The following is a 22,553-nucleotide window of genomic DNA, read 5'->3' on the forward strand; positions in this document are numbered from 1 at the left end:
AATCGACGGCGCTTACAGGGCCTTGCCCGTCGAAGGATCGAACAAGCGAAGCGCGGCCTCGTCGAAGGCGAGGTTGCGCTGTTCGCCCTTGGCGAATTGGGCCCGCGGCGGCAGGCTAGCCGTCAGCCGTTGGGTGCCGATCCGCGCCGTGGTGACCAGCTCGGGCCCGGTCAGTTCGACGACCTCGATCTCCACGGGCAGTGACGGCTCCGCGGCGGCTCCGGTCGCCGCACGCAGCGCTTCCGGCCTGATGCCGACGACCATTTGTGCACCCTCACGTGCCGCATTCGCATAGCGTGCCGGCACGGGGATCCATACATCGGATCCGGCAATGGCCAGCTTGCCGTCGGTGACGGTGGCCTGCAGCATGTTCATCGACGGCGCGCCGACAAAGCCGGCGACGTAGAGTGTCGCCGGGTCGTTATAGATCTCCTCGGGAGTGCCGAGCTGCTCGATCCTGCCGTCGCGCATGACGGCGATGCGGCTGGCCAGCGTCATCGCCTCGATCTGGTCATGGGTGACGTAGACGACGGTCGTCCGCAGCATTTGGTGCAGGCGTTTCAATTCGGTGCGCATTTCCAGGCGCAGTTTGGCGTCGAGATTGGACAGCGGCTCGTCGAACAGGAAGACCTGTGGCTTGCGCACCAGGGCCCGGCCGATGGCGACGCGCTGGCGCTGGCCGCCGGAAAGCTGACTCGGCTTGCGGTCGAGCAGAGCCTGGATCTGCAGCAGCCTTGCCGCTTCGTTCACCGCCCTGTCGCGCTCGTCGGCCGCGACGCCGCGCATCTCCAGTCCGAAGCCGATGTTGCGGCGCACGGTCAGGTTCGGATAGAGCGCGTAGGACTGGAAGACCATGGCGATATCTCGGTTCTTGGGGTGGACGCCGAGGATCGAGTGGCCACCGATCAGGACGTCGCCGCTGGTCGCCTCGGCAAGGCCGGCGATGATGTTGAGAAGCGTCGATTTTCCGCAGCCCGACGAGCCGAGCAGCACCAGGAATTCACCGCTCTGCAGCGCGATGTCGATGCCTTTCAGCGTCTCGACGCTGCCGTAGCTCTTGCGGATGCCGCGGATTTCAAGCGCGCTCATGCATGGGACCCTCAAACTGCATCGGCCCGCCATAGTTGCGGGGCAAGGTGGAAATGGCGCGCGAGGCGACGTGCGTAGCGGCGCGGAGGCAAGCGGACAGCGGCCGTTCCTGTGCCAATGCGGCCAGGAAGGCGGCATTGAAGACGTCGCCGGCACCGATCGTGTCGACCACCCTGACGTCGGGCGCGGCTTCTTCGACGAGAGTGCCGTCCGGGCCGATGGCGATGGCGCCACGTGGCCCGCGCTTGACGACGAAGGTCGCGCCTTGCCTCATGCTGGATCGAATTTCACGCGCCGCTTCCGCCGGACTTGGCAGCCCCGCCAGGGTCACCGTCTCAACCTCGTTGAACAGCGCCAGCGCGCAGCGCGACAGCCACGTCCTCGTCGCGGCGCAATTGGCCGCGGTCCAGCCATCGATCGGCCAGCCTGTATCGAGTGCCACGGCAACGCCGTGGCTGTCGGCCCAGTCGAAAAAAGCATTGTAGTCGCGCGTGAGGTCTTCGGTCAGGAAGGAGCCGCAGAGCAGGGCGTAGCCACCGGAGAGTGCGGGGCCGTCGAGAACCGACAAGACATCGGCGAGGCCGAAGCGTGGCAAGTGCCCGCGTGTGGTGAAGAAGGTCCGTTCGCCATCGGGGTGGGTCATCCCGACCGACAATGTCGTGCCTTCGGGACGGATAGCCCATTTCTCGGCGCGGACGCCAAAAGCCTCACCAAGCCAGCGGCCGAACTGGTCGTCACCGACATTGGCGGCAATCGCAAAGTCGACGCCCAGCGCTTGCCAGGCGAGCCCGGTGTTGCCAGCCTGGCCGCCGACGCGCAATTCGTCATGGTCGACGACGGTCTCGGTTCCCGCCTTCGGCCATGGCGCGACCGGGCCGACGATCAGGTCGACATTGACGTTGCCGATCACCGCCAGCGGGCGCATCACTCGCTCCTGGTGATCTTGGTGGTGCGCACCGGCGTGCCCGCGTTGTCGACGCGACCGTCCGCGAAGGCGATCATCAGGCGCTGTGCCACCGGCAGCATTGCGAGGATAGCGGCCATCCCCGCGGCTGGTTTGAACGTGAGCGTGACGGCCCCGGCGACCGACGCTTGCCCGGACGCGTCGAAGATGACCAGCGGCGCGCCGGCTTCGACCACCGAAAGTGCCATCGCGGTCACCAGCTCCGAAGTCGGGTCGGCGCCGCGAAACAAGACAACACCGATCTGAGGGCCGAGCATCTCCATCGGCCCGTGCCGCAACTGGCCGCCCTCGAGCGAAAAGCAGGGCAGCCGCGACAGTTCGGTCAAGCCAAGCGCCAGGGCTTCGGCCACGCCCTGCAGGCGGCGGCCGGAGGTGACGATCGTATCCACCTTGCCAATCGCGGCGAGTGCTTGGGCGATATCGCAATCCTGCGGAGCTTCGAGCATGGCAAGGGCAGGAGCCGGATCCTCGCCCAGAGCCGCGAGGATGGCCAGGTGCAGGGCCAGGGTCACGGTCAGGCTGCGGGTCGCGGCGAAGGCCAGCTCCGTGCCGCCGGCGCCGACAAGGCAAGGCGCGGTGCGGGCAAGAAAAGAACCGCCTTCGAGCGTCAGGCCGAAAACGTCCGAGCTGCCGCCGGCCTGCGCAAACCATCTGACGACTTCGGCGCTCTCGCCGGATTGCGAAGTCACAAGCACCGTCCGGTCCGCCAGCGGCAATGGCTGGCCGAGCTGCTCGGACAGCGGCAGCGCCAGCGCATCGATGCCGAGTGCACGATAGAGCGGCTCGACGGCACGGCCGACCGCGTGCGAGCCGCCCATGCCAAGCAGAAGCAGGCGGCCGCTCTTCCTGATCGAAGCGGCGACGTCTGCCGCCATGGCAGCGTTGTTCTCGAACGAAGCACGCGCATCGGCGTGCTGGCGCGCCATTTCGCGGTCGATGGCGGTCAGTCCGGCCGGCCGTTCTTTATCTGCAGTCATGTTCATCCTTTCACACCGCCGCTGGTCAGGCCCGAGATCAGCGCCCGCTGCATAACGAGGCCGATCAGCACCGGCGGCAAGGCGGCCAGCACGCCAGCCGTGGCAATCAATCCGTAGTCGGAAACACGGCCGCCGGCCAAATCGGCGATGGCGACGGTGAGCGTCTTGGCGCGCTGGTCGGAGGTAAACAGCAGCGCGTAGAAGAATTCGTCCCAGGCCAGCAGCACGGCGAACAGTGCCGATGTCGCCATCACGGGCGCGGCCAGCGGCAAGGTGATGATGCGCAATGTCTGGAACAGGCCGGCGCCGTCGATCATCGCCGCGGCCTCGATCTCGCGCGGGATGGAATCGAAGCCGGATTTCATCAGCCAGGTGGTGAAGGGCGCCAGTATGGTGAGATACACAAGCACCAGGCCGAAGACATTGTTGAGCAGGCCAAGATGCGACAGGCCCATATAGAGCGGTACGGCGAGCGCCACCGGCGGCAGCATGTAGGTGGCGATGACCATCGACAGCGACCAGCCGATCGACGGTGTGCGCGAAACCGCCCAGCCGGCGGGGATGGCCAAGGCGAGTGCCGCCAGCGTCGCCATGGCGGCGATCTCAAGACTGTTGCGCAGCGACGAGGTGAAGGCGGCGCCGGCGCTGTTTTCGGCCGTCGACAGCAATTGCCGGTAGCGGGAGAAGTCGGCTGCCTGCGGCCACCAGCGCAGCGGCTTGGCGGCGAGATCGGCGGCCGGCGAAATGCTCATGATGAACAGCCAGGCGATAGGCGCCAGAATGATCGCGGCAAGCAGCAACGCGCAGGCATAAATGAAGACGGTGAAGGCGACGCTCTTGCGCTCCATCAGGCGGCGCTCCCGGCGGTCTTTCGCACCAGGGCGGCATAGGCGACGGCGAGCAGCGTGACGAGCAAGGTGACGATCAGCGCCAGCGACGCGCCCGAACCGGCGCGCTGGAAGGAGAACGCTTCCTGGTAGACGAGGATCGAGAGTGTTCGCGTGGTGTTTGCCGGACCGCCGCGTGTCATCACCCAAATGATATCGAAGACCTTGAAGGCCTCGATGGTGCGCAGCACCAGCGCCACCATCAGCGGGCCGGCGAGATAGGGCAGGATGACGAAGCGGAAACGGTTGAACGGTCCCGCTCCATCGACGAGCGAGGCGGCGGTGATGTCACGCGGCACCGCTTGGAGGGCGGCGAGCGCGATCAGCGCCACCAGCGGAAAGTTCTTCCAGCAGTCCGCAACGATGAGGGCAGCCAGCGCCGTTCCCGGCTCACCGAGCCAGGACCGATAGGCGTCGATGAGGTGCAACTGCGTCAAGGCGGCATTCAGCGCGCCATATTCGGGATTGTAGATCAGCCGCCACAGCGTGGCGTTGACCACCGTGGGCAATGCCCAGGGCAGGATCATCAGGGCGCGCAGGATTGCGCGGCCGCGAAACTCCTGGTTGAGCAGCAGGGCGGCGAGGACGCCGATCACCATTTCGGCGGCAACCGAAATGATCGCGAACAGGGTCGTGGTGATCAGTGTGCGCGAGAAGTTGGTGCTCGACAGCATGTTGGAATAATTGTCGAAGCCGACAAAATTGCCAGCCGTGCCGACCAGCTTGGCATCGGTGAAGGAGAGCCCGACCGTATCGACCAGCGGCCAGCCGATGACGGCGACCATGACCACGAGCAAAGGCAGCATCAAGAGCCATGCGCGGGTCGTCATCCAGGTGCTCGACATCAGAGCAGCCTCTCTTTTCTCATCTGTGATCTGGACATAGCACGGGCGGCACTCGTGCATGACCCCGGAAATCGGAGGCCGATTTCCGGAAAGGATCATGCGCAAGATAGAAAGTGCTACAGCGTTTTTTGCGCGTCATAAGGGACGCAACGCTGTAGTGCCGCCCGTATCGAAGGACTGGCTTGTCTCAGAGGCCGCTGTTCTGCGCGGCGGTCTTCAGAGCGTCTTCCGGAGAAGACGTACCAAGCAGCGATTCCTGGATTGCCTGCTGCAGCGCGGTCGACAGCTCCTGGTATTTCGGCGTGGTCGGACGCGGATACATGGCGGCCAGGCCGAGCTTGGCGGCGGCGATCAGTTCTTCCTGGCCCTTGGTGACCGTAGGGTCGTCATAGGACGAGGCCCAGATCGGCAGCGAGAGCTTGGCGTACTGGTTCTGCGTCGCCTGCGAGGTCATGAAGGTGATGTACTTCCAGGCTTCGTCGGGATGCTTCGAGACCGCGGTGACGCCGAGACCCATCGAACCGTTGACGGCCGATACCTCACTGGTGCCGGCAACGCCTGGCGCCGGCACGACGCCGACCTTGCCGGCCACCTTCGAGTCCTTCGGGTCGTTGGCCATGTTGTACATGTAGGTCCAGTTCAGCGCGAAGGCGGCATCGCCGTTTTCGAAAACCTTGCGCACGTCCTCTTCGAGGAATTCCTTGGAATTGGGATTGGTGAGACCCGACTTGTAGCTGTCGACCATGTATTTCAGGGCCAGCAGGCCGCCGCCATTCTGGAAGTCCGGCTTGCCGTCCTTGAGGAAGTCGCCGCCATAGGCGCTGACCAGCGTGGTGTAGTCGCAGATGGCTGCTTCCGCCTGCGACCAGCTCCACGCGATCGGCGTCTTCAGCAGGCCCTTGTCCTGGATGATCTTGGCTTGTGCGCCGAGTTCTTCCCAGGTCTTCGGCGGGGCCTTGATGCCGGCCTTTTCCAGGATATCCTTGTTGTAAAACAGGTATTTGGTGTCGAGAATCCACGGCATGCCATAGGACTTGCCCTCATACTGCACCGTGGTCCAGGCGCCGGGCAACACGCCCTTTTTCATGTCGTCGGTGATCTTGGAAGACACATCGACCAGCACCTTGTTGGTGGCGTATTCGGCCGGCCAGATGACGTCGAAGAGGACGACGTCATAGCCTCCGCCCGACCCCTGGGCGAGCACGGTCTTGTCGTGCAGGCCCTCATAGGGGACGAATTCGAGATTGACCTTGACGTCCGGATTGGCCTTGGTGAAGGCGTCCGTCATCGCACGCACGTCAGCCTCGCTGTAGGCGGCCTGCGCCATGAAAAGCGCGTTGAGCGTCGTCTCGGCGAAAGCTTGGGGGACGAACAGTCCTCCGGCAAAAACCGCGCCGACCAGTGTCTTGGGGATCGTCTTAAGCATTTTCTTCTCCCATTGCAGCGTTGACGGGCCGGCGCTGCCAGATGTTTGGCATCGTCTTCCCGGATCCATGTCGCGTGACCTGATGGTGCCGGCTGACCAGTGGCGGCAGGCGGAAGCCTTGGCCATCTTGTTTTGCGGTGGTCGGTTCACATTAAGTCAAGTCGCTTGACTTAATTAGTCGATCAATATTCTAATGGTGTCAAGAGGGGAAACGCCGGTGGACGACATCAGCCCAATTCGTGCCAAGAGCGGCACCAACCAGGAAGGCACGAGCGCGCATAACCGCCGTGTCATGGTCGAGGCGCTGCGTCTCAACGGCGCGCTGTCGCGGGCCGATCTGGCGCGGGCGACGCAGCTCACCAAGCAGGCGGTTTCCAACATCATCGAGGACCTGGAACGCGACGGCCTGGTCGTTGCGCTCGATGCGGTGCGCAAGGGCAGGGGGCAACCGTCGACCCCCTACAGGCTGGTGCCTGAAGGCGCTTTCGCCATCGGCCTTCAGATCGACCGTCACCTGACGCGGGCGGTCGCGGTCGACCTGATGGGCCGCGTGCTGGCGCGGGCCGAGGCGAACCTGCCTTTCGATGAGCCCTCCAGGGGCGTCGAGGTGATCCTCGGCCTGATCGATGGCGTCCGGCGCGAACTGGCCGGTATCTCGTCGCAGTCGGAAAAACGCCTCGTCGGTCTGGGTGTCGCCATGCCCGGACCGTTCGGCCTGAAAAATTCGGATGACAAATGGATGATGCCGGCCTGGCAGAAGTTTCCGCTGCTGGACATGCTGGCCAAGGGCACGGGACTGAATGTCGGCCTGCAGAACGATGCCGCCGCCTGTGCGACGGCCGAGCGCATCGTCGGCGCCGCGCACGGCGTCGACCACGCGGTGTGTCTTTATGTCGGCTATGGCATTGGCGCCGGACTGATCCTCAACGGCGAACTGTACAGCGGCGGCCATGGCAATGCCGGCGAAATCGGCATGGCCTTGCTGTCGCCGGCCGGTCCCGGCTCGACACCGCTCGAACATCGCGCGTCGCTCGCCTCGCTCTACCAGCATCTTGGCCTCGATCCCGCCGACGAGGACCTCTACGGAAAGATCGGCGCGCTGGCCGCGGCGGGTGATGTGAAGATCATGCGCTGGATCGAGGGCGCGGCCCATGATCTGCGCTGGAGCGTGCATCTCATCGAAACCATCTTCGACCCACAGACAGTCATCCTGACCAGCGGCGCGCCGGAAGCGCTGGCGCGCCGGCTTGTCGAGGCCATGCATCCGCTGCTTTCGTCGATCGCAGACCGGCCAGGCCGGACCTTGCCACGCCTGCAGCTCGGCACAACCGATCCCTGGTCGATCGCGCTGGGAGCCGCGGCGGCGCCGATCAGCCGCGCCTTCGATCCGCTGTTCTCGGCGATCCTGAAGACACGCTCCGGTCCCGCCTGAAGGCGACCGCGCGTAAGGCCAAGCCTCTCCCGGCGTCACACAGGGTTCATCGTCCGGACATAGCGTCTTTTCCAGTTCTTTGCTGCAATGCAATAGGAGTGGGACATGGTGGACATAGTTTCTAGTGAGGCGGGCATTCCAAGGCCGGATCATCCGCTGGATAGTTCGGGTGGCGCGAAGTGGTTCCTGCCGGTCTTCGGTGTGCTGGTGCTGGTCGGCGTGGTCTATGTCGGCTACGCGCTTAGCCAGGACCTGGCGGTGGCCAAGACGGTGCCGTGGATCCTGCTCGGCATCGCCTTGCTGATCGCGCTCGGCTTCGAATTCGTCAACGGGTTCCATGACACCGCCAATGCGGTGGCGACCGTCATCTACACACGCTCGCTGCCGGCGGAGTTCGCCGTCATGTGGTCGGGCGCCTTCAATTTCCTCGGGGTTCTCACTTCCAGCGGCGCGGTCGCCTTCGGCATCCTGTCGCTGCTGCCGGTCGAGCTGATCCTGCAGGTCGGTTCTTCCTCCGGCTTTGCCATGGTGTTCGCACTGCTCGTAGCCGCCATCCTGTGGAACCTCGGCACCTGGTTCCTCGGCCTGCCGGCGTCGAGCTCGCACACGATGGTCGGTTCGATCATAGGCGTCGGCCTCGCCAACCAGTTCATGGCACCTGCCGGCAGCGCCACCAGCGGCGTCGACTGGTCGCAGGCGACCAATGTCGGCGTGACCTTGCTGGTGTCGCCGATCATCGGCTTCTTCGCCGCGGCGATCCTGCTCTACGCGATGAAGCTTCTCGTCCGCAATCCGGCGCTCTACGAGGCGCCGAAAGGCAATGCGCCGCCGCCCTGGTGGATCCGCGCGCTGCTGATCTTCACCTGCACCGGCGTCAGCTTTGCGCATGGCTCCAATGACGGCCAGAAGGGCATGGGCCTTATCATGCTGATCCTGATCGGCGTGGTGCCGACGGCCTACGCGCTCAACCGCACGCCCGACATCAACTATCTCGAAGCCTACAAGTCGGCCTCGGTCAGCGTGGAGACCGCGCTGGGCAAATATGTGAAGCCCGGTGTCACCGTCGCCGATGCGAAGGATGCCAAGGCGGCCGTGCAGGATGCCGTGCGCACCCGGAGCTGGAGCGACAAGACGACCGTCGCTCTGCAGAGCTACATCCACAACACAACGGCCGAGCTGCAGCCTTACGCTTCGGTCGACACCGTGCCGACAGATCTGGTCAGCAACGCCCGCAACGACATCTATCTGATCGGCGAGGCGCTGAAACTGATCGACAAGAAGCAGTTGCTGCCGATGGAGGCCGCCGATCTCAAGGCGGTCACCGACTATCACAAGGCCGTCGACAACGCGACGAAGTTCATCCCGATCTGGGTGAAGGTCGCGGTGGCCCTGGCGCTTGGCCTGGGCACCATGGTCGGCTGGAAACGCATCGTCGTCACGGTCGGCGAGAAGATCGGCAAGAGCCACCTGACCTATGGCCAGGGCGCTGCCGCCGAACTCGTGGCGATGGTCACCATCGGCATGGCCGACCGCCTGGGTCTGCCGGTGTCGACGACCCATGTGCTGTCGTCCGGCGTCGCCGGAACCATGGCTGCCAACGGCTCGGGCCTGCAATGGTCGACGGTGCGCAACCTGCTGCTCGCCTGGGTGCTGACCCTGCCCTGCTCTATCACCCTGGCCTTCGTGCTGTTCATCCTCTTCCGCCAGGTGTTCTGAGCGTCAGAAGCGACAACACTACCGACGGCGCCACATTGGCGCCGTCTCGTTTTCCGGCGACAGGTTCGCGACGATTTCGGGCGGCAGTCATGAACGACGCATCGCATCTGGCCCTGCTTGCCGTCGACGACCAGCATCCGGCGCCTGGCCTGGTCTGGGCTTATCACCGCTTGCCAGGCAAAACCCCGGTGGCGCTTGCTCCCCGCGATATCGGCGCGGCACTGGCGATGCGTGAAGGCTGGGTCTGGCTGCATGTCGATCTCGTCGACCAGCGTGCCCATTCCTGGGTCAGCCGTACCTGCGACTTGCCGGCCTCGGCCAACGCGATCCTCGAAGGCCATGAGGACAGCCCCTCGCTGGCGCATGAGGATGGTGTCGTCCATGGCATTTCCGCCGACCTGCACAGCGAAATCGCGCGTCAGTCGACCACCATAGGCAGGTTGCGCTTCGCGGTCTCGGAGCGGCTGCTGGTGACCGGCCGCCGCCATTCGCTGGCAGCGGTCGAGGAGGTGCACGAGGCGCTGGCCGCGGGGCTGCGGCCCGCCACCGCCTTCGAACTTTTCGAGGCGATCGTGCTGGCGTTCTGCAGCAGCACCAGCCTGCGGCTCGCTGCCGCCACCAAGCGGCTCGACGAAGTGGAAGATCATTTGGTGACCGAGCGGCTTGCCGACGAAAGACGGCGGCTGAAAGATGTTCGCCGTCTGGCGGTCTCCCTGCACCGCCCGATCTCGGCGCTGGCGGCACTTTTCCAGGACGAGGACCGCTCGGACTGGAAGCTGTCGGCGGGGGCGCACGAGATCCTGCGCCGGCTTACCACGCGGCTGGAAAGGCTCGACCGCGAAGTCGTCATGGTCAACGACCGTGCACGGCTGTTGCAGGAGGAGGTCGCCGCCGAGCTCGCGGACGAATCCAACCGCAGCCTTAAGGCGCTGGCAGTGATGAGCGCGCTGCTTCTGCCGGGCTCGCTGATTGTCGGCATGTTCGGCATGAACACCGCCGGGCTGCCGCTTACGCAAACGCCGGGCGGATTCGAACTGGCGCTGTTGATCGCGGCGGGCGCGACCGGCCTGTTCTACTGGCTCCTGCTGAGAGCCGGCGCCAATCTTAGGTTCTGAGCCAAAATAGACAGGCAGAGCGGCTCTGCGTTCCGAGGAAGCGGAAAACCGCTCTTGGGTCGCTCAGGTCGGATCTTCGCGATGCAGGTCGTGGATGGTGACGCCGTCGGCATTGGTCGGCAGCATCAGCCACTTCTTGTGACGCAGCGTGCGCTCGGTGTCCTCGAGGCCCATCTCCCAATGCTCGCGCATCGAGGTGCCTGAAAACTCATAGTCCTTGGCGTGGCCCTCATAGCCTTTGTGCTGGTAGATCAGGTGGACGATGTTGACGACGCCGGCGTTGGAATAGTCGGCGATCAACTCCTGCTCGCCTTCTCTGAGCTGCTCCGACGGCACGCGCTTCAGCGCATCGAGCAGCTTCATCTTCAGCGCATGGATGCGCTCGAAATTGTCGGTGTTCTGCCGCGTGCGGCTCGAATACATGATGTCCTTGTGGCGCGACAGCACGTCGGCCATGCCGCGCGGCAGCACGCCGCGGGCGCTGAACAGATCGACCTGGAAGACCAGCGAGGAACGGTCCTCTTCCTGGTCGAGCAGGTATTGCAGCGGCGTGTTGGAGACGATGCCACCATCCCAATAGTACTCGCCCTCGATGCGGATCGAAGGAAAGGCCGGCGGCAGCGCACCGCTGGCCATGATATGCTCCGGCTCGATACGCACCTTCTCGGTGTCGAAATAGACGAAGTTACCGGTCCTGACATTGACCGCGCCGACGCTCAGCCGCTTCTTGCCGTCGTTCAGCACGTCGAAGTCGATCAGGCTCTCCAGCGTGTCCTTCAATTCGGCGGTGTCGTAGAAGCTGGTGGCGCCTTCGGCGCCCGACAGCTGGAACCAGGGATTGGGATTGCGCGGCTTGAAGAAGCCGGGCTGGCCCATCGTCATCGTCATCAACGATGAGGTCTGGTTGCGAATATCGCGGTAGATGTCGCCTTCGGGCGTATAGGACCAGATCTTGCGGCCGGAAATCGTCTGCCAGAACTGTTCCAGCCGCTGCAGCCGGCGGCTCGGCTCGTTGCCTGCGATGATCGCGGCATTGATGGCGCCGATGGAGACGCCGGATAGCCAGGTCGGCTCGCAGCCGGCATCGGCCAGCGCCTGATAGACCCCGGCCTGATAGGCGCCGAGCGCGCCGCCGCCCTGAAAGACCAGCGCGATACGGTCATACTGCGCCGTGATTTCCTCGATGGTGGCGGCGGCTGCCTTGTTGCGGTTACGATCAAGCACTGACTTTCTCCAGCTGGGTTGCGCTGGCAGCGGATCGGCTGTGGTCAGCGAGGTAATCATGCACGACTTCGCCCAGGCCGAGCGTCAGATCGGCCTTGAAGTGAACCGCCGACACGATGTCGAGCACGGGCAGCTTCGCCACGTCGGCCATGACATGGGGCCGCAGATCGAGCGCCGCGGGCGCCGTCCAGGCTTCCTTCAGCGTGATATCGGTGAGGTAGTAGCGGACCAGCTCGCAGATGCGCGGCGTGCCGTCGACATGGGGGATGATCTTGATCAGGAAATTGGGGGCGGCGAGCGAGGCGAGCACCTGGTCATGATCGGCCTCACGATGCTTGTAGCCCATCGTGCCGGTGGCGCACAGAACGCTGCCATAGTGCAGCGTGCCGACGATCACCTCGCCTTCATGGACGATCTTGGGATTGGCGAGCTTCTTTGGAAACCCCCACAGCTCGCGGCCGCCGGCAATCGGAGCGTCATCGTCGAGATACATCGAATGGACGTAGCCGCCATGCTGGCCCTTGTAGCGCACCGGGATGACCTGGCCGGTCTCGGTGTAGTCGCCGAAGCCGGTGGAGTCCGGCATGCGGATGAATTCGTACTTGACCAGCGGCTCGTCGATTTCAAGCGGCGCCGGCACGACGGCCTCGAGCGCCTCGCGTGTCGTGCGATAGGTGATGATGATGTATTCGCGGTCGAAGAAGCGATAGGGACCCGGCGGGAATGAGGGATTGGTGAGCGGCATCGCATAGGCGCGCTTCACGACATCGGCGATTTCCATGCTGGTGCCCCAAGGTTCTGTCGGACGAATTCATTCAGGAAGGACCGCGCGAATGCGCAACGGTTATGTTGCACGGCACCATGACAGTGCCGTGTCAGCCTAACGACCATGGTTTCCGAACCGGGCGAGGACAAGCAGGCGTTGTCGTCTGGCTGTAATCGCATCGACACATGGCTCTGCCATTGTCATGCTGCGACGCACAATTATATCGTCATGTTCCCTCCCACCTCGCGCGAGATTTCCCATGGGTTCCCTGTCTTCGAAGAATGCCCTCGTCACCGGCTCGACCAGCGGTATCGGCCTGGCAATCGCCCGCGCCTTTGCCGCCGAGGGCGCCAACGTCACCATCAACGGTCTTGGCGATGCTGCCGCCATCGAGCGGGAGCGCGCCGGCATCGAGAAGGATTTCGGCGTCAAGTGCCGCTATTCCGATGCCAACATGATGGATGGCGCCGCGGTCGCCGCCATGATCCATGACGCGGAAGAGGCGCTCGGCAGCCTCGACATACTGGTCAACAATGCGGGCATCCAGCATGTGGCGCCGATCGAGGAGTTTCCCGACGACAAATGGGAAGCCATCATCCGCATCAACCTTTTGGCCGCCTTCTACGCCGTCAAGGCGGTGGTGCCCGGCATGAAGGCACGCAAATGGGGCCGCATCATCAACACGGCTTCCGCGCACGCGCTGGTCGCCTCGCCGTTCAAGTCGGCCTATGTCTCGGCCAAGCACGGCATATCAGGCCTGACCAAGACGGTGGCGCTGGAAGTCGCGCGGGACGGCATCACCGTGAACGCGATCGCGCCCGGCTATGTCTGGACGCCGCTGGTCGAAAAGCAGATCCCCGACACGATGAAGGCGCGCGGCATGACCGAGGAACAGGTCAAGCACGACGTGCTGCTGGCCGCGCAGCCGACCAAGGAATTCGTTACTGTCGAAGAGCTTGCGGCACTGGCATTGTTCCTGTGCTCGGATGCGGCCAGACAGATCACCGGCACGACGTTACCGATGGATGGCGGCTGGACGGCACAGTAAAATTGGTCGAAACATGCCGCCTTTAGGCCAACGCCAGGGCGCCGGCAGGAAGGCAGTGCGCGGCCAATGAAAATCATCCAGCTCTCCGATCCGCATCTGATGGCGCCGGGTGCCCTTCTCTACGGTTCCGATCCGGTCGCGCGGCTGGAAGCCTGCCTGGCGGATATCGGCAGGAACCATGCCGATGCCGACCTGGTGGTGATATCAGGCGACCTGAGCAATGATGGCGAGCGCGCGGCCTATGCGGCGTTGCGAGGGGCGCTGGCGCGGTTCGTGCCGCCTTGCCGGCTGATGCTCGGCAACCACGACGACAGGGCGCTTTTTCTCGAAATGTTCCCGGAAGCGCCGGCCGAGCGCGGGTTTGTCCAGAGCGTTTTCGATGGCGGCGATGGCCGCCTGATCCTGCTCGACACGCTGGACAGCGGACATGTCGAGGGCAGGCTGTGCGCGGCCCGTCTCGACTGGCTGGACGAGAAGCTGCACGAAGCGCGCGACAGGCCGGTCTTCCTCTTCATGCACCACCCGCCGTTCCGCATTCACATGCCGGTGCTCGACGAGGTCAGGCTCGCCGACGCCGATGCCTTCCATGACATTCTCCGGCGCCACGGCAATGTCGGCCACATCTTTGCCGGCCATGTCCACAGGCTGATCGCCGGCAGCTGGCGCGGCATACCGGTCAGCACGCTGCGCAGCACCAATCATCAGAGCGCCCTCGATTTTTCGGACAGCTGGCGGCTGGGCCACGAGCCGCCCGCCTATGCCGTCATCTTCATCGATGCGGATGGAGTGGTCGTCCATTTCCACGATTTTGAGACGGGCCGGCCCGAGCCGGTCAAGGATCCTTGACGAGGCGGCTTTCGCCGCCGCCAAGATGGGTCTCCCATACATAATCGGAGATCAGCCGCCGATACTGTGGGGTCATGACCAATTTTCTGTGCGAGGCGCCGCCGACGTGGAAAAAGGCGCCGCCCAGCATCCGATGGTCCGCTTCCATCCCATCAACATCGAGATCGGCTGCCGTCTTTTGCGCATCGGAAACATCGTTCTCGCCAAGTCCGCGATACAGCAGGCTCCAGTTTCCGCCGCCGGTGTCCATTCCGCTGACAAAACGCGGTGTGAAGTCCAGGTCCAGTCCTTGCACGGCGCTGAAGCGGAAGAAGCAGAACCCAGCCCACATGAACCAGGCCTCGGGGTCCGCTTGCGCTGGGCGCTTTGAGCCGTGGACGATTTTTCCCTCCATCGTCGCGGCGATGTCCACGGGGACGGTCGGAAAGCAGTCGTGATCCAGAAATCCGAAAAGCTCCGGCCGCAAAGGCCGAACGATGTTGTGGAAGATCCAGTTCATGGATATCCCGTGCGACCGGTTGGGATGGCTTTCCCGGTTCCGAGGCAAACCGAAATAAGCGGTTTTTCGCGCCCGGCAGATGTCCGCGATACGCACCCTTGCCGATCGATCGGATGAATTGTCGATGACCACCAGCGTCATCCCAGAGGAATACAATTGCCAGGCTCGGGTGAGCGCATCGATGACCCAGGGGGTGTTGAAGGCAATGACAAAGCAGAAGCGCCGGGAGCCGGTTTGCAGCAGCTCCTCGGCGAATTTCAGGCCTTCGGGAACGCCGCGCCCGCGAAAATCGCGCTCAATCACGGCGTTGCGAAAAGCCTTGGCCTTTCTGACAGGCCAGTTGTGGTTCAGCAGATCAACAAGGCCCTTGGCAGGCTTCCAGCTCATTACAAACTTCGCCATTGCTCCAAATCGGATGCATGCTCCCATAAGACGAAGCTCATCTTCCCACAACCCCGGCCTGGAGCCGCGAGAATTTTTGCGACCACCGGCTTGTCGTACACGCATGCTGTATTTCAACCTGATCTGGTCGCGGGCGCTATCAATCGCGACATCGTAGCGCTAAAACGCCATCCGGGTTCTGCACGGGGTTGATATGTTGGTTGCGATCTTCCGCGCATTGCGCGCCATTCCCTTCGTTGCCGCCAGCATTGTCTTTGCCACGGGCGCCCGGGCGCAAGCGGTCGAATTCAAGACAATCACGATCAAGGTCGGCTATGGCCCCGGCGGGGGCTATGACCAGACATCGCGGCTGATCGCCCGCCACTTCGGCCGGTTCCTTCCCGGCAATCCGGATATAGTCGTCCAGAATGTGCCCGGGGGCGGCAGCCTGAAGCTCACCAAGATGGTGTTGGGCAGCGAGCCGGCCGACGGCAGCGTCATCGCTTCCGTCAGCGAAGCCATGTCATATGCGCCGGTGCTCGATCCCCAGAACGCCAATTTCGATCCGCTTGCCCTGCAATGGATTGGCTCGCTCGTCAACGAGCCGGCCTATTGCCTGACGGCCAAGAGTTCCGGCATCGACACGATGGACAAGTTCCTGCAGTCCGATTTCCTGATTGGGGCGACCGGCAAGAGCAGCGTGACCTATATTTTCGCGGCGCTGGTCAAGAACGGCTTGAAGGCAAAGTTCAAGGTCGTCACCGGCTTTGAAGGCACGGCCGATATCGAACTGGCGATGCAGCGAGGCGAGATCGCCGGAATGTGCGGAGTCTCCAGTTACAACATCTCCGAAAACCGCGACGCGCTCAACCTCATTGGTACCTTCGGCCAGGGCATCGTTGCAGGCCAGGAGAAGTTCACTGCTAGGATCGACGACCCGAAGGTCCGGGAAGCGGCCGCGCTGATCGAGACGGCTTTGCAGTTCCATCATCCGTTGGTTGTCCCGCCGGGCACGCCCAAGGAGACGGTCGAAACGCTGCGCAAGGGATATATGGAGATGGTCAGGGATAAGGCGTTCCTGGCCGACATCGGCAAGCTTAGCGAAATGACCGTCAACGCCACCAGCGGCGAAGACATAAGCCGGCTTGTCTCGGAGCAGTTGAAGGTGGATCCGGATGTGTTCGAGACCGCCAGAAATCTGGTGAAGTAGATTCCCGGCGAGGCTCAACGGTGGATCTGATCCTCACCGCCGTCGTCGAGATGGCCCAGCCGTTTCGCATGCTGATGCTGGTGACCGGCGTTTTCGTCGGCCTCGTCGTCGGCGTTGTCCCGGGCGTTGGCGGGCTGTTCGCGATGGCCCTGCTCATCCCGATGACCTACAACATGGACGCCTATGCCGCCTTCGCGCTCCTGCTCGGTATGGGATCGGTCAATACCACCTCCGATACGATCCCGGCCATCCTGTTTGGGGTTCCGGGCTCGGTCGGAGCGGCGGCGACGGTGCTCGACGGCCATGCCATGGCCAAGAAAGGCGAAGCCGCGCGCGCCTTCGGCGCCTCCTATTCGGCGTCGCTGATTGGCGGCGTGTTTGGCGCTCTGGTGCTTGCCGCGGCTATTCCCATCATGCGACCGCTTGTCCTCTATCTAAAGACGCCGGACTTCTTCGCCATCTGCGCCTTCGGGCTCTCCATCGTCGCGATGCTGGCCGGGAGCCAGCCGCTGAAGGGGCTGGCCGCGGCCATGTTCGGCATGCTCGCCTCGTTTGTCGGCATCGATAAGATCGCCGGCATCGACCGGTGGACCTTTGGTGAAATCTATCTCTGGGACGGTCTGCCGGTGGCCCTGGTGTTTCTCGGCCTGTTCGGCCTACCGGAGCTGGCTTCGCTCCTGTTGCGAGGTTCCATCCAGGGCAATGCGGAGCGACCGACTTATGCGGGCATGTGGCAAGGCATCAGGGACACGCTGCGGGAGTGGCCGCTGGTGCTGCGATGCAGCAGCATCGGTTCGCTGCTGGGCGCAGTTCCCGGTGTCGGCATCGCGGTGCTGGACTGGATCGCCTATGGCCATGCGTCACGGCGGCCTGGCTCGGGACCGAAATTCGGCGAAGGCAATGTCAGGGGCGTCATCGCGCCCGAGAGCGCCAACAATGCCAAGGAAGGCGGCTCGCTCATCCCGACCATCGCCTTCGGCGTGCCGGGTTCGGCCTCGATGAGCATCCTGCTCGGCGCCTTTGTCGTCCATGGGCTCGTTCCCGGCCCCGACATGCTGGGCAAGAATGCCGCGCTCACCATGTCGATGGTGTTCAGCATCGCCGTGGCAAATATTGTAGGCGCGGTGACCTGCCTTGTGCTGACCCGGCCTCTGGCGCGCGTCGCGCAGGTTCCAGCCGCCATACTGGTGCCGCTGGTGGTCACCTTCATCGTGGTTGGTGCATACCAGACCAATATGAGCGCCTTCGATTTCGCGCTGGTCATCGGCGTCGGCGCCGTTGGCATGGCGATGAAGGAACTCAACTGGCCGCGCTCGGCCTTTTCATTGGGATTCGTGCTCGGCCCGAGCCTCGAGAACTATTTCTTTCTCGCCTATCAGATTTCCGGCTGGTCGTGGCTTGCCCAGCCGCTGGTGCTCATCCTGCTTGGACTGGCCGTGGTCGGTCTCGTCAGGCAGACGCTGTCGTGGATCAGGGCCAGAAATCCCGGCGGGCCGCTGCCCCCCGCGCTGCCCGACATTGTCGCAGGCGCCACCATGACATTGCTGGCGTTCGCGGCGTTGGTGACGGCCGTGACCGGCTTTCCCTTCGAGGCCGCCATTTTCCCGGTCATCACGGCTGGATTCCTGTTGGTGTTTTCGCTGGTGACCACAGTGCAGGCGTCGCTGCGATGGCGCAGGCGGGCCATGCCTGTCCTATCCGCGCCTGCCGCGATACCAGGCGAATGGTCTCCGGTTTCGGAACCCACCATGAAAGGCAATCTCGCAATCATCGGCCTTTGTCTGGCCCTCGCCTTTCTCATCCTGTTGGTCGGTCACCTGGCAGCGACCTTCATCTTCGTTGCCGGCAGCATCATGGTGCTTGGGACGAAGTCGAGGCGGTCATCCCTGGTGATCGCTGCCGCCGCGACGGCCTTCGTCTATTCGGTCTTCGACATGCTGGCATCCCAGCCCTGGCCGACTCCGTGGCTCACAGGCATCGGCGGGATTTTCTAAGAACCCTTATGCGGCGCCAGCGTTTCGACCAGTTGGCGGCGTAGCAGCTTGCCGTTGCCGCTGTAAGGCAACGAGGCGACCAGCCTGATCTCGCGCGGCCGCCGGTCGGGCGCGATGTTGGTGCGCATGAAAGCCTGGAATTCCTCGACGGTTCCGCGGTCTGAGACGATGAAGGCGGCGATTTCCTGCCCCATGGTCTCATCTGGAAAGCCGGCCACGGCGACGTCCTGCACCTTGGCATGGGTGCGGATCAGTTTTTCAAGCTCCTGCGGCGCGACACTGACGCCGCCGCGAACGATCATATCGGCCTCCCGATCGACGATCGTGATAAATCCGTCGGCGTCCAGAAATCCGATATCACCGGGGATGCCCCAGTCGGAGCTCATGATCTGCGGATCGACGAACAGGCGGTTGCCGGGCATCAGGACCGCGGATGCCATGGTCGGCGTCCATGCCTTGATCAGCCCGCGCTCACCTTGCGGCAACACGCGGCCATCGGCACCGAGGATTTCGACCTGTGCGCCGGCGACCGGACGGCCGGCGCTTTCGGGCTTTGCCAGAATATCCTCACCCCATAGCGAGGATATGATGCCGGTAAGGCTCGATGAGTAGCTTATCCGGTATCCAGATGAGAGATAGCGGTAGGCAGCGATCTTGTCTTCGCCTCTGGCCGGTCCGCCTACGCTGTAGAGAACGGAAAGTTGGGGAAGCAGGTGGGTTCCGCGTTCGCCCACCTCCTTGACCATCCGCGCAATGACTGATGGCGCCAGCGCCGTGCCGCTTGCCTGGAACGAGAGCAGCGCCTCGATGAGCTCCGAGGGGGTGAACAAGGGAGGAAAGAACCGAACGATTCCCCCGTAAAGCAGATAGCCGAAGACCTGGTGACGCATTGCCGAGTATGACAGGGCCATCGGCGTCAGGAATCGTTTGGCGGTTCCCTCCACCACGCCGCGGCGCGCCGCGATGCGCCTGGCGAGTGCCTCATGCGACTGGGTGTAGGCCTTTGGATCGCCCGTCGTGCCGGACGAAAAGATCAAAAAGGCCGGGACGGCATCGCTCGCCGGGGGGCGGATGTCGGATCCCGGCGCCGAAGCCGATTTCCAGCCAGCCTCGAAAAGGGCGTTCGGATAGACCTCATCGCCCGGCATGGCGCGGCTTTCAAAAACCATTCTCAGATCGAAGTCGCGGGCCTGCCTGGCTCGCTGACTCCTGGGAGTTCGAAAGTCGACGACAACAGGGGTCGCGCCGATTTTCCAGCAGGCGAGGATCGAAAGGATCACGTCGATGTTGTCGAGCATGGCGAGGCCGACGCGGTCGCCCGGTCGGATGCCCGATGCGCCGAAATTGGCTGCAAGATGTCCGCTCTGCGTCAGGGCCTGGGAATAGGTGATATCAGAACGGCCGCTGACCATCGCGACCTTGTCGCCATGGGCAGCGAAGGCCTCCAGTATCTGCCGACCAAAACTCATTGACGATGCGGGTTTTCGCGTGGGGCCTCGCTTCGGGCGGAGAGGAACGTCAAGATCTCCGCGTCGATCGCGTCCATGTTGGCCTTGCGGAATTTGTTGTGCGTACCCGGCATGACGACCGTTTTCACGCTGGCCTCGTTAGACGCCCAGCCCTTGTAGTCCTTCACGGTAGTGGCTCCCCATTCGGAACTGGCGAGGATGAGGATGTCGCAGGGGTAGGACGAGGGCACAAAACCGGCTGCGGCCTGCAGCAGCGCGCTCTTGTATGCCTTCTTGCGCAGATGGCGCCCCAGGCGTGTCTGTCCGAGACCGACCGCCTTCAGCGTGTCTCGCAACAGGCGCCAGTAGACCACCTTGCGCACGATATCGCGCCTCCTCCTCTCCGTGAGGCGATCGTCGGGCATCGGCTTCAGCCAGGCCGAACCTGGCGACGGCGGATCGATGAGCACGATCGCCGGCCGCTTGCCCGTCGCCTCATGGCTCAGCCGGCCGACCTCGATCGCGAGCAGGCCACCCACGCATATGCCGCCGATGACTTCGGGGTGCCTGCCTGTTACCGAGGTGAAGGCTTCAAAATAGTTGGTGCCAATTTCGGCCATGGTGGAATAGGGCGTCTCGCCGAGTTCCGTGCCCATGCCGCGCACCGCCATGATCGCGTATTTCTCTTTCAGACGCCTGCTGAAGCGATTGGCGAACAAGGCCGAGCCGGTGATGCCGTGGATCATCGCGATCGGCTCCTGGCCGACGCTGCCGGACACCGGCACGATCAGCTCACGGGCCGGATGCTCCGGCACCAGCGATGCGATCAACCGGCCGAATTCCCGCGGTGTCTGCGCTTCGAGCAGGACGGAAGTCTGCAATCTCACGCCGAACCGCTTCTGCACGGCAAGCACCAGAGTCTCCGCCATCAGCGAATCGCCGCCGAGATCGAAGAAATTGTCGTCGAAGCCGACGGCCGGCACCTTCAATTCCGCGGCGAAGATGCCGGCAATCGCATGGGCCGGTCCATCGCCCGGCGGTGGCACAGGTCTAACCCGTTGTTGGACGTTCATCGGAAAAGCCCCTAACCGACGGATGTTCACTGCTAACGCTTTTACGCAGGGTGAGAGCCCCTAACAAGTGTCCTGTGCGCCGCGCGTCGAGCCGCCGCTGGCGTGCTTGTCTCGCCACGGCAACGCGGAAAGTCGCGATTTGCCGGCTCCGCAACGGCCTTTTGTCCAGTTGTGTAAGTGTTGCAAAAGCACGCAGATTTGGACATTAGTCTTGACAGAAATACAGATGTTCAATACCCGTCAGGCAATTGAACAAGCCTGCATTATGGGAGGAATGAGCGGTATGGCGTCCAATGTTTCGTTGACGGGCCTTGCCCGCGATCTCGAGGAACGCGGCAAATCGGGCAAGCCGATCCGGATCGGGCTGATCGGCTCGGGCGAAATGGGAACCGACATCGTCACCCGCGTCGCCCATATGTCGGGCATAGAGATCGGCGCGATCTCCGAGCTGAACCTGCCCGCCGCCAGCAAGGCGGTGGATATCGCCTTCCAGGAAACCGGCCATGCGCGCGAGGTATCGAACGCCTCGGCGATGACGGCCGCCATGGAAGCCGGCAAGGTGGCGGTGACCAACGACGCCAGCCTGGTCATCAACAACGATCTTATCGACGTCGTCATCGATGCCACCGGCGTTCCCGCCGTCGGCGCCGAAATCGGCTTGCGCGCCATGGAGCATGGCAAGCATCTGGTGATGATGAATGTCGAGGCCGACGTCACCATCGGCGCCTATCTCAAGAGCGAAGCCGATCGGCTCGGCGTCACCTATTCGCTGGGCGCCGGCGACGAACCCTCCTCCTGCATGGAGCTGATCGAATTCGTTTCGGCCATGGGCCACCCGATCGTCGCCGCCGGCAAGGGCAAGAACAACCCGCTCAACATCGACGCCACGCCGCCCGCCTATGAGGAGGAGGCCAGGCGCCGGCACATGAATGTGCGCATGCTGGTGGAGTTCGTCGACGGCTCGAAGACCATGGTCGAGATGGCGGCGATCGCCAACGCCACCGGGCTGGTGCCCGACAAGGCCGGCATGCATGGCCCGGCCGCGACGCTCGGCGAATTGAACAAGGTGCTGGTGCCGCAGAAGGATGGCGGCGTGCTGTCGAGGGTCGGTGTCGTCGACTATTCGATCGGCAAGGGTGTCGCGCCCGGTGTCTTCGTCGTCGCCGACATGTCGCATCCGCGCATTTCGGAGCGCATGGAAGATTTGAAGATGGGCAAGGGCCCGTACTTCACGTTCCATCGTCCCTATCACCTGACCTCGCTCGAAGTGCCGCTGACCTGCGCCCGCGTCGTGCTCTACGGCAAGGCCGACATGGTGCCGCTGGCCAAGCCGGTAGCTGAAGTGGCCGCCGTGGCCAAGAAGGACATGCAGCCCGGCGAGAAGCTCGATGCGATCGGCGAATATTGCTACCGCGCCTGGATCATGACTGCACCGGAAGCGCATGCCGCGAGGGCCATTCCCTGCGGCCTGCTGCAGGGCGGGTCGGTTACGGCGCCGATCAAGAAGGGTGAGCTCATCACCTACGCCAATGCCGCCCCGGCAGCGGGCTCCAAGATCGCCGAACTGCGCGCCCGTCAGGACAAGCTCGTCTACGGAACCGTGGAGGCGTAAC

Annotated in this window: 19 protein-coding genes; 8 read left to right on the forward strand and 11 right to left on the reverse strand. The window is 63.6% G+C overall.

From position 1 onward, the window contains the following. Window positions 1-12: 12 nt before the first annotated feature. From FJ543_RS09900 to FJ543_RS09925, 6 genes are all read right to left on the reverse strand, one after another. Window positions 13-1,089 (reverse strand): ABC transporter ATP-binding protein, encoded by a 1,077-nt coding sequence (locus FJ543_RS09900; RefSeq protein WP_140874888.1) that lies wholly within the window; start codon window positions 1,087-1,089, stop codon window positions 13-15. Further along, a complete protein-coding gene (locus tag FJ543_RS09905) occupies window positions 1,076-2,014 on the reverse strand; it encodes a PfkB family carbohydrate kinase (RefSeq protein WP_140789830.1) in 939 nt (312 codons plus the stop codon). The genes FJ543_RS09900 and FJ543_RS09905 overlap by 14 nt, the downstream gene beginning before the upstream one ends. Then, a complete protein-coding gene (locus FJ543_RS09910) occupies window positions 2,014-3,036 on the reverse strand; it encodes an SIS domain-containing protein (protein ID WP_140874890.1) in 1,023 nt (340 codons plus the stop codon). Before FJ543_RS09910 ends, FJ543_RS09905 begins: the two co-directional genes overlap by 1 nt. Beyond that, a complete protein-coding gene (locus tag FJ543_RS09915) occupies window positions 3,033-3,878 on the reverse strand; it encodes a carbohydrate ABC transporter permease (protein WP_140874892.1) in 846 nt (281 codons plus the stop codon). The genes FJ543_RS09910 and FJ543_RS09915 overlap by 4 nt, the downstream gene beginning before the upstream one ends. Further along, window positions 3,878-4,762: a sugar ABC transporter permease gene (locus tag FJ543_RS09920; protein WP_140712759.1), complete on the reverse strand. Its 885-nt coding sequence runs from the start codon at window positions 4,760-4,762 to the stop codon at window positions 3,878-3,880. The genes FJ543_RS09915 and FJ543_RS09920 overlap by 1 nt, the downstream gene beginning before the upstream one ends. 187 nt (window positions 4,763-4,949) lie before the next feature. Beyond that, window positions 4,950-6,188: an extracellular solute-binding protein gene (locus FJ543_RS09925; RefSeq protein WP_140874893.1), complete on the reverse strand. Its 1,239-nt coding sequence runs from the start codon at window positions 6,186-6,188 to the stop codon at window positions 4,950-4,952. A gap of 217 nt (window positions 6,189-6,405) precedes the next feature. On the opposite strand from FJ543_RS09925, the gene FJ543_RS09930 reads away from it, so the two are divergent. The 3 genes from FJ543_RS09930 (at window position 6,406) to FJ543_RS09940 (ending at window position 10,451) form a co-directional block, all read left to right on the forward strand. Beyond that, complete coding sequence (locus FJ543_RS09930) at window positions 6,406-7,620, forward strand: ROK family transcriptional regulator (protein ID WP_140616761.1); 1,215 nt, start codon at window positions 6,406-6,408, stop codon at window positions 7,618-7,620. A gap of 105 nt (window positions 7,621-7,725) precedes the next feature. Further along, the gene (locus FJ543_RS09935) at window positions 7,726-9,336 is read left to right on the forward strand and encodes an inorganic phosphate transporter (protein WP_140662928.1); all 1,611 of its coding nucleotides are present in this window, start codon (window positions 7,726-7,728) and stop codon (window positions 9,334-9,336) included. 89 nt (window positions 9,337-9,425) lie between these two features. Further along, a complete protein-coding gene (locus FJ543_RS09940) occupies window positions 9,426-10,451 on the forward strand; it encodes a transporter (RefSeq protein WP_181173953.1) in 1,026 nt (341 codons plus the stop codon). Between the two features lie 63 nt (window positions 10,452-10,514). Here FJ543_RS09940 and FJ543_RS09945 read toward each other — a convergent pair whose 3' ends face one another. Together FJ543_RS09945 and FJ543_RS09950 are read right to left on the reverse strand one after the other, a co-directional pair. Continuing rightward, the gene (locus FJ543_RS09945; protein WP_140616764.1) at window positions 10,515-11,675 is read right to left on the reverse strand and encodes a patatin-like phospholipase family protein; all 1,161 of its coding nucleotides are present in this window, start codon (window positions 11,673-11,675) and stop codon (window positions 10,515-10,517) included. Then, window positions 11,668-12,456: an acetoacetate decarboxylase gene (locus tag FJ543_RS09950; protein WP_140616765.1), complete on the reverse strand. Its 789-nt coding sequence runs from the start codon at window positions 12,454-12,456 to the stop codon at window positions 11,668-11,670. The genes FJ543_RS09945 and FJ543_RS09950 overlap by 8 nt, the downstream gene beginning before the upstream one ends. A 244-nt stretch (window positions 12,457-12,700) precedes the next feature. On the opposite strand from FJ543_RS09950, the gene FJ543_RS09955 reads away from it, so the two are divergent. Both FJ543_RS09955 and FJ543_RS09960 read left to right on the forward strand, forming a co-directional pair. After that, window positions 12,701-13,489, forward strand: a complete 789-nt coding sequence (locus tag FJ543_RS09955) for a 3-hydroxybutyrate dehydrogenase (protein WP_140874896.1) — start codon at window positions 12,701-12,703, stop codon at window positions 13,487-13,489. A gap of 66 nt (window positions 13,490-13,555) precedes the next feature. After that, window positions 13,556-14,335, forward strand: coding sequence for a phosphodiesterase (locus tag FJ543_RS09960; RefSeq protein ID WP_140874898.1), 780 nt, complete (start codon window positions 13,556-13,558; stop codon window positions 14,333-14,335). On the opposite strand, the gene FJ543_RS09965 is transcribed toward FJ543_RS09960, so the two are convergent. Continuing rightward, window positions 14,322-15,221, reverse strand: a complete 900-nt coding sequence (locus FJ543_RS09965) for a hypothetical protein (RefSeq protein ID WP_224622338.1) — start codon at window positions 15,219-15,221, stop codon at window positions 14,322-14,324. The two genes, FJ543_RS09960 and FJ543_RS09965, sit on opposite strands and share 14 nt — an antisense overlap. Window positions 15,222-15,429: 208 nt before the next feature. Here FJ543_RS09965 and FJ543_RS09970 point away from each other — a divergent pair, with 208 nt between their 5' ends. Next, a complete protein-coding gene (locus tag FJ543_RS09970; RefSeq protein ID WP_140662921.1) occupies window positions 15,430-16,425 on the forward strand; it encodes a hypothetical protein in 996 nt (331 codons plus the stop codon). 20 nt (window positions 16,426-16,445) lie between these two features. Beyond that, window positions 16,446-18,419, forward strand: a complete 1,974-nt coding sequence (locus tag FJ543_RS09975; RefSeq protein WP_140874900.1) for a tripartite tricarboxylate transporter permease — start codon at window positions 16,446-16,448, stop codon at window positions 18,417-18,419. On the opposite strand, the gene FJ543_RS09980 is transcribed toward FJ543_RS09975, so the two are convergent. Both FJ543_RS09980 and FJ543_RS09985 read right to left on the reverse strand, forming a co-directional pair. After that, window positions 18,416-19,888, reverse strand: a complete 1,473-nt coding sequence (locus FJ543_RS09980; RefSeq protein WP_140874902.1) for a class I adenylate-forming enzyme family protein — start codon at window positions 19,886-19,888, stop codon at window positions 18,416-18,418. The two genes, FJ543_RS09975 and FJ543_RS09980, sit on opposite strands and share 4 nt — an antisense overlap. Then, window positions 19,885-20,940, reverse strand: a complete 1,056-nt coding sequence (locus FJ543_RS09985; protein WP_140616771.1) for an acyl carrier protein — start codon at window positions 20,938-20,940, stop codon at window positions 19,885-19,887. Before FJ543_RS09985 ends, FJ543_RS09980 begins: the two co-directional genes overlap by 4 nt. A gap of 283 nt (window positions 20,941-21,223) precedes the next feature. Here FJ543_RS09985 and FJ543_RS09990 point away from each other — a divergent pair, with 283 nt between their 5' ends. Then, entirely contained in the window at window positions 21,224-22,552 is a 1,329-nt protein-coding gene (locus FJ543_RS09990) for an NAD(P)H-dependent oxidoreductase (RefSeq protein ID WP_015315453.1), read from the forward strand. Window position 22,553: the final 1 nt, after the last annotated feature.

The sequence above is a fragment of the Mesorhizobium sp. B2-5-7 genome (genome assembly GCF_006440875.1).
Lineage (GTDB): Bacteria > Pseudomonadota > Alphaproteobacteria > Rhizobiales > Rhizobiaceae > Mesorhizobium > Mesorhizobium australicum.

What these genes read in the sequence shown, in the direction of transcription:
- FJ543_RS09900 (WP_140874888.1), bottom strand. Translation starts at nt 1,089, where the DNA reads ATGAGCGCGCTTGAAATCCGCGGCATCCGCAAGAGCTACGGCAGCGTC.
- FJ543_RS09905 (WP_140789830.1), bottom strand. Translation starts at nt 2,014, where the DNA reads ATGCGCCCGCTGGCGGTGATCGGCAACGTCAATGTCGACCTGATCGTC.
- FJ543_RS09910 (WP_140874890.1), bottom strand. Translation starts at nt 3,036, where the DNA reads ATGAACATGACTGCAGATAAAGAACGGCCGGCCGGACTGACCGCCATC.
- FJ543_RS09915 (WP_140874892.1), bottom strand. Translation starts at nt 3,878, where the DNA reads ATGGAGCGCAAGAGCGTCGCCTTCACCGTCTTCATTTATGCCTGCGCG.
- FJ543_RS09920 (WP_140712759.1), bottom strand. Translation starts at nt 4,762, where the DNA reads ATGTCGAGCACCTGGATGACGACCCGCGCATGGCTCTTGATGCTGCCT.
- FJ543_RS09925 (WP_140874893.1), bottom strand. Translation starts at nt 6,188, where the DNA reads ATGCTTAAGACGATCCCCAAGACACTGGTCGGCGCGGTTTTTGCCGGA.
- FJ543_RS09935 (WP_140662928.1), top strand. Translation starts at nt 7,726, where the DNA reads ATGGTGGACATAGTTTCTAGTGAGGCGGGCATTCCAAGGCCGGATCAT.
- FJ543_RS09940 (WP_181173953.1), top strand. Translation starts at nt 9,426, where the DNA reads ATGAACGACGCATCGCATCTGGCCCTGCTTGCCGTCGACGACCAGCAT.
- FJ543_RS09950 (WP_140616765.1), bottom strand. Translation starts at nt 12,456, where the DNA reads ATGGAAATCGCCGATGTCGTGAAGCGCGCCTATGCGATGCCGCTCACC.
- FJ543_RS09955 (WP_140874896.1), top strand. Translation starts at nt 12,701, where the DNA reads ATGGGTTCCCTGTCTTCGAAGAATGCCCTCGTCACCGGCTCGACCAGC.
- FJ543_RS09960 (WP_140874898.1), top strand. Translation starts at nt 13,556, where the DNA reads ATGAAAATCATCCAGCTCTCCGATCCGCATCTGATGGCGCCGGGTGCC.
- FJ543_RS09965 (WP_224622338.1), bottom strand. Translation starts at nt 15,221, where the DNA reads ATGAGCTGGAAGCCTGCCAAGGGCCTTGTTGATCTGCTGAACCACAAC.
- FJ543_RS09970 (WP_140662921.1), top strand. Translation starts at nt 15,430, where the DNA reads ATGTTGGTTGCGATCTTCCGCGCATTGCGCGCCATTCCCTTCGTTGCC.
- FJ543_RS09980 (WP_140874902.1), bottom strand. Translation starts at nt 19,888, where the DNA reads ATGAGTTTTGGTCGGCAGATACTGGAGGCCTTCGCTGCCCATGGCGAC.
- FJ543_RS09985 (WP_140616771.1), bottom strand. Translation starts at nt 20,940, where the DNA reads ATGAACGTCCAACAACGGGTTAGACCTGTGCCACCGCCGGGCGATGGA.
- FJ543_RS09990 (WP_015315453.1), top strand. Translation starts at nt 21,224, where the DNA reads ATGGCGTCCAATGTTTCGTTGACGGGCCTTGCCCGCGATCTCGAGGAA.